The organism is Methylobacterium trifolii, assembly GCF_022179685.1.
Taxonomy (GTDB): domain Bacteria; phylum Pseudomonadota; class Alphaproteobacteria; order Rhizobiales; family Beijerinckiaceae; genus Methylobacterium; species Methylobacterium trifolii.
This window is the reverse complement of record NZ_BPRB01000349.1, coordinates 1-6819: the sequence shown is the minus strand read 5'-3', so window position 1 is coordinate 6819 and position 6819 is coordinate 1. Positions and strand designations below refer to the sequence as shown.

General features: G+C 70.5%; 6 protein-coding genes and 2 pseudogenes. 3 read left to right on the top strand and 5 right to left on the bottom strand.

Annotation, left to right across the window (positions count from 1 at the left end):
* Both COGEMETH_RS24205 and COGEMETH_RS24200 read right to left on the bottom strand, forming a co-directional pair.
* Window positions 1–387: pseudogene (locus tag COGEMETH_RS24205) on the bottom strand (TIGR01459 family HAD-type hydrolase); the annotation flags it as partial.
* Between the two features lie 194 nt (window positions 388–581).
* Entirely contained in the window at window positions 582–2048 is a 1467-nt protein-coding gene (locus tag COGEMETH_RS24200; RefSeq protein ID WP_238185227.1) for an EAL domain-containing protein, read from the bottom strand.
* Window positions 2049–2312: 264 nt separating this feature from the next.
* Here COGEMETH_RS24200 and COGEMETH_RS24195 point away from each other — a divergent pair, with 264 nt between their 5' ends.
* From COGEMETH_RS24195 to COGEMETH_RS24185, 3 genes are all read left to right on the top strand, one after another.
* Window positions 2313–3182: a MipA/OmpV family protein gene (locus COGEMETH_RS24195; protein ID WP_238185226.1), complete on the top strand. Its 870-nt coding sequence runs from the start codon at window positions 2313–2315 to the stop codon at window positions 3180–3182.
* Window positions 3183–3253: 71 nt separating this feature from the next.
* Window positions 3254–3475 carry a heavy-metal-associated domain-containing protein gene (locus tag COGEMETH_RS24190; RefSeq protein ID WP_238185225.1) on the top strand — a complete coding sequence of 74 codons (222 nt, stop codon included), beginning with the start codon at window positions 3254–3256 and terminating at the stop codon, window positions 3473–3475.
* 303 nt (window positions 3476–3778) lie between these two features.
* Window positions 3779–5452, top strand: coding sequence for a formate--tetrahydrofolate ligase (locus COGEMETH_RS24185; protein ID WP_238185224.1), 1674 nt, complete (start codon window positions 3779–3781; stop codon window positions 5450–5452).
* A gap of 48 nt (window positions 5453–5500) precedes the next feature.
* Here COGEMETH_RS24185 and COGEMETH_RS24180 read toward each other — a convergent pair whose 3' ends face one another.
* The 3 genes and pseudogenes from COGEMETH_RS24180 to COGEMETH_RS24170 form a co-directional block, all read right to left on the bottom strand.
* Window positions 5501–5887, bottom strand: coding sequence for a hypothetical protein (locus tag COGEMETH_RS24180; protein WP_238185223.1), 387 nt, complete (start codon window positions 5885–5887; stop codon window positions 5501–5503).
* Window positions 5888–6056: 169 nt separating this feature from the next.
* The gene (locus COGEMETH_RS24175) at window positions 6057–6365 is read right to left on the bottom strand and encodes a hypothetical protein (protein WP_238185222.1); all 309 of its coding nucleotides are present in this window, start codon (window positions 6363–6365) and stop codon (window positions 6057–6059) included.
* Window positions 6366–6625: 260 nt separating this feature from the next.
* Window positions 6626–6819 (bottom strand): annotated as a pseudogene (locus COGEMETH_RS24170) (response regulator); the annotation flags it as partial.

Sequence of the window (6819 nt, the reverse complement as noted above, 5' to 3'; positions counted from 1 at the left end):
CACCAGGATCAGGTCGAGGTCGCGGAAGATCGAGGCGTCGCGCTCCGGGCCGAGGTGGTGGACGCGCGCGCCCGGCTGCGTCTCCAGCATGTCGCGGGTGATGTCGCCCGAGGTCAGGATCGCGTCGTAGGCCTCCCGCGGGACCTCGAACCGGTCCAGGATCTTGCGCACGCCGGCCCAGTGGCGGGGCGCGTTCGACACCAGCACCACCCGGCGGGGGCGCGGGCCGTCGAGCCCGCGAAATCGGATCAGCGCCTCGCCGGCGGCCTTGTGGCCGTAGGTACCGTTGTGCAGCACGCCCCAGACGTCGCAGAGGATCAGGTCGTAATCGGCCGCGATCCCCGAGAGGCCGGGCAGGATCGGGATCGTCGGGGGCGTCTGCGTCATGGCGGGTCCTGGATCGCGCCCCGCCGGAGTGGACGCCGGTTCGGCGTAAGGGAGCGCGTCGATCAAAGACCGGGAACGGCTCCGACCGCTCGGCACTATCGGGCGTCCCGAGGACGGACCGGCATCCCCGTCGTCGGGGAGCGCTCTAGGCGAGCCCGGTCCCGATGGCAATTCCGGGACGTGCGGAGACGCCCTCAGCCCGCCCGGCGCAGGAAGGAGCGGAACGGACGCTTCTGCGGCGGCGGCTCGGGGGGCTCCTCGCTCTCCGGCGGGGTCTCGGACGGGGGCGCGGCGAGCACGTCGGCGCGCACGGGGCGGGGGGCGGCGAAGACGGTGCCTTGGGCGAAGGGCACGTCGAGGTCGATCAGGTCCGGCACGTCGGCCTCGGCCTCGACGGCGGTGGCCCCCAGCCGGATGCTCACCCGCGCCAGCGCCGCCACGAGATCCTCGATCGCGATGTCCGACAGGGTGCGGCGGGCCTGGCCCGGCCGCAGCAACAGCTCGGCCGGCACCTTGATCTGGCCGACGCCGCGGGCGGCGAGCGCGGCGGCGTCGAAGCGCAGGTCGGTCGGCCGGTCGAGGATGAAGCCGATCCGGCCGCGCAGGGCCTGGAGGGCGTTGGCCTGCTCGGCGTCCAAGCTGCGCCAGCTCGCCTGCGGCAGCGCCACGACGAGGCGCCCGTTGAGCGCCGGCTCGTCGGCCACCAGCCGCGCCAGCCCGCGCAGGAAGCCGGGCTCGAACAGCGACAGGGGCGAGAGGCCGTAGGTCACGGCGGCGTCGCTGCCGCGGCCGGCCAGGTGCCGGGCGATCGTGGCCACGCGCCGGAGCATGCGCCGGTCGAGTTCGGTGGTGCGGCCGTGCCGCTCCAGGGCCGGGAGGAAGGTCTCGGGCGCGAGCACCACGTCCTCGATCCGCAGCCGCGCCAGGGCCTCGTAGGACGTGACCTTGCGCTGCGGCAGGCTGACCACCGGCTGGAGATGGACCTCCAGCCCTTCCCCCTCGAAGGCAGCGACCATGGCCTCGTCCCGGATCGTCTCGGGTCTCGCCCGCGGGGGGACGACGGGCCGGGGCGGGATCGGCCGCGCCATCGGTGCTGCGGGCTCGGGACGCTCGACCGCGGACAGCTTCGCGACGGGCTCCGGCGCTGGCCGATCAGGCGCCGCGATGCGCGGCGGGGCTGGCGCGGGCATGGGGATGGGCACGGGGATGGGCACGGGGGCGACCGGGACCGGAAGGGCCGGCTCGGGCGGCGGCGGCGCCGCTTCGGCCAGGTGCTTCAGCCGCGCGATCTCGCCGTCCTGGGCCGTGACCACCGCGGTGAGGTCGCGCACGATGCCGCTGAGCAGGCCGATCTCCACGGTCAGCTCCTCCACGTCGACCCGCACGGTCGCGTGGCCCGGATCGAGGCGGGGCGGGGCTGAAGCCGACGCCTCGGCCTTGAGCAGCCGCTTGGAGAGGAGGTCGACCTCCTGGGAGAGCTTGTCGCAGCGCGCCTTCAGCCCGGCGGAGCGGCCGTGGGCGAGCAGCGTGCCGAGGGCGGCCGCGGCGGCGAGCGCCAGGGCGCCCGCGAGCGGCAGGAACACCGCGAGCGGAGCGAGCACGACGACACCGAGGAGCGCCAGGGCCAACAGGCTCGCATGCCGGCCGAAGACCCGTACCATCGGATTGTTCGCTACCCTTGCTACGAGATACGCCGCGCACCGCCCCGGACCCGGCACGGCCGAATCGAGGGGCGGATCCGTTGTCGCCGAGGCCCCGCGGCCCGGCAAGGCCGCCGCGGGCGGGCCGGCGCGATTTCGATCCGGTGTGACATCGGCTTCCCGGGAACCGCGGAACGTTGCCGAATCGCCACGGCGCCGGAGTTTGCGGGCGCCAGCACGTCGAGACCCATGCGGATCATCCCGTTTCCCTCCATAAAACCGGCCATGGACACAGTGGCCCGTCATGCCTTCCTGCCGCGCGCGGCCCTCGCGATCCTGGCCCTCGTCGTCGGCCTGGGCTGCGACGCGTTCGCGGCAGACCTCGGCACGCTCCTCTCGTCGGCTCCGCCGGCCTTCACCCGGATCGACCCCAACACCTGGATCGTGACCCTGAGCGGCACGCTCCAGGTGACGCCGCGCTATCCGGGCGCCGAGGATTCCACCCTGATCGGCTATCCGGCGATTGACCTGCGGCGCGCGGGCGAATCCCGGCGCTTCGCGGCCCCCGACGACGGCTTCAGCTTCTCGGTCTACGACGACGCGGCCGTCCGCCTCGGCCCGACGGCGCGCTTCGTGCCCGGCCGCTACTATGGCGACGACCGGCGCCACCTCCTCGGCTTCCGCGATTCGCGCTTCGCCGTGGAACCCGGTCTGTTCATTGAGTTCTATCCCACGCCCTCGATCCGGACGCGGGCGGAGATCCGGCAGGGTGTCTACGGGCATCACGGCACGGTCGGCTCGGTGGGCGCCGACTACATCCTGCCCCTCGACCGGTTCCAGTTCTCGCTCGGGCCGCGCTTCAACATCGGCGACGCGAGCTTCGCGCGGAAGTATTTCGGGGTCCCCGTCGAGACGGCGAGGGTCAACGGCCGGGTCACGCCCTACGATCCGGGCAGCTTCTACTCCGCCGGGCTGATCGGGGCGGCCACCTACACGCAGAGCGAGACCTGGGCCTACACGGCCTATGCCGGTTATGCCCGCATCCTCGGCGCCGCGGGGGATTCGCCGCTGGTCCGGCGTCCCTTCGGCAACCCGGACCAGTTCCAGTTCGGGCTGCGGGTCGACTACTCCTTCGCCACGCCGGCCTGGTTCTGAGGCGGGGCGCTTGCGCCGCCCAAGCCCGGCTCCGACATCGGGTGGGTGACCATCAGCGCCGGAGCCCCCCGATGGACGAGAGCCGAGCCGACCTGCTGATGCGCGTCGAGGGCATGATCTGCGACGGCTGCGCCGCGGCCGTGACACGGGCGATCCAACGGATCGATCCCCAGGCCGAGGTCGCGGTCGATCGGCCGGGCGCCCGCGTGGCGATCCGGACCGGCGCGCAGAGCCTCGTCATCGCCGACGCCCTGACCAGGGCCGGCTACACGGCCACCGCCATGACGGGCTGAAGGCCGTCACCCGGCGACCTGCAAGTCACGACGACCTGCAAGTCACGACGACCTGCAAGTAATTTTGTCGGCATGCGGAAAAAAATCGACGCGCTTTTTGGCGTGCCTTCGCGCAGATTGGCGCGAACGGCCGGCCTTCAGTGTCTCTCACAAAACTCCCGTTGCGCCGTCGTTGCCAGAGGGAGGGCTCCCGGGGATCGGGAGTTTTGTGAGGTGCACTGACGCTCGGCCTCGACACGGCCGCACGACAAGAGCCGGCGGACCGGACGCCACACGATACCCTCGTGCCAAGGTTGAGGAAACATGCCCTCCGATATCGAGATCGCCCGCGCGGCAACCCTGAAGCCGATCGCGCAGGTCGCGGACAAGCTCGGCATTCCCGACGACGCCCTGCACCATTACGGCAAGCACATCGCCAAGCTGGACCACGGCTACATCGCCTCCCTGGAGGGCAAGCCGGAGGGCAAGCTGGTGCTCGTGACCGCGATCTCGCCGACGCCGGCGGGCGAGGGCAAGACCACCACGACGGTGGGTCTGGGCGACGCGCTCAACCGCATCGGCCAAAAGACCATGATCTGCCTGCGCGAGCCCTCGCTCGGCCCCTGCTTCGGCATGAAGGGGGGGGCTGCCGGCGGCGGCAAGGCGCAGGTCGTACCGATGGAGCAGATCAACCTGCACTTCACTGGCGACTTCCACGCCATCACCTCGGCGCACTCGCTCGCTGCGGCGCTGATCGACAACCACGTCTACTGGGCCAACGAACTCGACATCGACGTGCGCCGCATCCACTGGCGCCGGGTCGTCGACATGAACGACCGGGCCCTGCGCGCTATCAACCAGTCGCTCGGCGGCGTCGCCAACGGCTTCCCCCGCGAGGACGGCTTCGACATCACCGTCGCCTCCGAGGTCATGGCGGTCTTCTGTCTCGCCAAGGACCTGGCCGACCTCGAGGAGCGGCTCGGCCGCATCGTCATCGCCGAGACCCGCGCCCGCAAGCTCGTGACGCTCAAGGACGTGAAGGCCACGGGCGCCATGACCGTGCTCCTCAAGGACGCCCTGCAGCCCAACCTTGTGCAGACCCTGGAGGGCAACCCGGCGCTGATCCACGGCGGCCCCTTCGCCAACATCGCCCACGGCTGCAACTCGGTCATCGCCACCCGCGCCGGCCTCAGGCTCGCCGACTACACCGTGACGGAAGCCGGCTTCGGCGCCGACCTCGGCGCGGAGAAGTTCCTGGACATCAAGTGTCGGCAGGCGGGGCTCTCGCCCTCGGCGGTGGTCATCGTCGCCACGGTGCGCGCCCTGAAGATGCACGGCGGCGTCAACAAGAAGGACCTCGGCTCCGAGAACATCGGCGCCCTGGAGAAGGGTTTTGCGAATCTGGCCCGCCACGTCACCAACGTGCGCGGGTTCGGCCTGCCGGTCGTGGTGGCGGTGAACCACTTCTACGCCGACACCGATGCCGAGCACGCGACACTCCGCGACCTCTGCCGCGAAAAGCTCGACGTGGAGGCGATCACCTGCAAGCACTGGGCGGATGGCGGCGCTGGCGCCGAAGCACTGGCGCATGCCGTCGTCAAGCTCGCCGAGGGCGAGGCCAGGCCGCTGACCTACACCTACGAGGCGGAGGCCAAACTGTCGGACAAGATCAAGGCGATCGCGACCAAGCTCTACGGCGCCTCCGGTATCCAGATCGAGGGCAAGGCGGCCCAGAAACTCGCGGCCTTCGAGAAGGACGGCTACGGCAACCTACCGGTCTGCATGGCCAAGACCCAGTATTCGTTCTCCACCGACCCGACCCTGATCGGCGCGCCGGACGGGCACGTGGTGTCGGTGCGCGACGTGCGCCTCTCGGCGGGCGCCGGCTTCGTCGTGGTGATCTGCGGAGAGATCATGACCATGCCGGGCCTGCCCAGGGTTCCGGCGGCCGACACCATCCGGCTGGACGAGAACGGCCAGATCGATGGGCTGTTCTGAGGTCGGTCGAGGCCCGCGTCCCGATGCGTCGGGATGCGGGGCCGGCGCTCAATGCCCCGAGCCGCGGATCAGCATCTTGATGCGCTGATCGGCCCGGTTCAGCCGCTCGTTGATGCCGCGGCGGATGCACTTGTTGACCGAGTCGCCCGCGTAGAAGCCGGTTTTCTGCTCCTGCTCGCGGCAGGTCGTGACGGGCTGCCACGCCACCACCACCGCGAGCAGAACGATCAGGAACGTCACGTCGATCGCGAGCCAGCTCTTCCAGCCGAGGCGGAACCCGCCGCTCTTGCCCAGCCCCTGTACGGTCCGCTTCCGGCGCGGCGCGCCGGAGGAGCCGGGCTGGAGCGGCGCCGCACGGGCCATGCGCTGCCGGAACAGATCGGCCTCCGTCGGCGCGGCGCCGGACGGGGCGGTCTCGAAGGACGGGGAGCTCATCAGTCGATCTCGTCGGAAAAGGGCTAATGCGGCAATGTCTGCAGGACCGGTACGGAAGACGGCGTCGTACGAAATCCACTCGTTCGCTTCGCGATGCGGATTTCGGCTTCGCTCGAGCGCCGCGCGGGCTTCCTGATACCGTGCCGGCTTCGATCAGGCGGACACGGTCTCAGTTGATGACGCGCCGCAGGGCGTTCAGGTTGTCCTGGAGCGAGAAGGCGCTGCCCACGATCTCGTTGCGGGCGCAGACGCCGGCCGCGAGGAACTGACCGACGCCCCCACCTGTCGAGCCGGCCCGGCAATCGGTAACGAAGTAGCTGTAGCCGAACAACGCCAGTGGAATCAGGAAGACCGCGAGCTTGACCAGGGAGAACAGCCGGGAGAACAGACCCCGGCGCGGGCGCTCGTCACGCTCCCAATGGTCGTCCTCGGCGTCGTGGGGGCCGGTCGGATAGCGCGCTTCGGCTTCACGATGCATGGTAGGGCCCGCCTTGCCGATCTTGGATGTGTCGGATCGCTTCCGAGACGAAGACTGCGGGACCTGCCTGAAGAGCGGCCTAACCATCGTCCTTAAACGAGCGTGAACCCGACCGATGAAAGGGGCTTCACGCCGATGGGGGACGATGAACAGGGGTTAGGGTGAACGGGACGTTCCCGCGGCCGGGCCAAGGAGGCTGGACCGGGCCTGCACCGGGAGCTGAACCGGAAGATCCGAGCAGGAGGCCGCAATCCGAGCGATCAGGCGGCCAGCGCCCGGTTCACCGTGGCGCGCAGGTCCGCCAGGGAGAAGGGCTTGGTCAGCACGTCGGTGACGATCGCGTCCAGGCCGCGGGCCCGTTCGCGCTGGTCGGCGAAACCCGTCATCAGCAGGATCGTCAGGTCCGGGAAATCGCCCTGGCGCTCGCGGCCAAGCGCGATTTCCCGGACCTGAC

Excerpts from the sequence above, each read along its gene's own strand:
- COGEMETH_RS24175 (WP_238185222.1), bottom strand. The coding sequence starts at position 6,365 with ATGCATCGTGAAGCCGAAGCGCGCTATCCGACCGGCCCCCACGACGCC.
- COGEMETH_RS24200 (WP_238185227.1), bottom strand. The coding sequence starts at position 2,048 with ATGGTACGGGTCTTCGGCCGGCATGCGAGCCTGTTGGCCCTGGCGCTC.
- COGEMETH_RS24190 (WP_238185225.1), top strand. The coding sequence starts at position 3,254 with ATGGACGAGAGCCGAGCCGACCTGCTGATGCGCGTCGAGGGCATGATC.
- COGEMETH_RS24180 (WP_238185223.1), bottom strand. The coding sequence starts at position 5,887 with ATGAGCTCCCCGTCCTTCGAGACCGCCCCGTCCGGCGCCGCGCCGACG.
- COGEMETH_RS24195 (WP_238185226.1), top strand. The coding sequence starts at position 2,313 with ATGGACACAGTGGCCCGTCATGCCTTCCTGCCGCGCGCGGCCCTCGCG.
- COGEMETH_RS24185 (WP_238185224.1), top strand. The coding sequence starts at position 3,779 with ATGCCCTCCGATATCGAGATCGCCCGCGCGGCAACCCTGAAGCCGATC.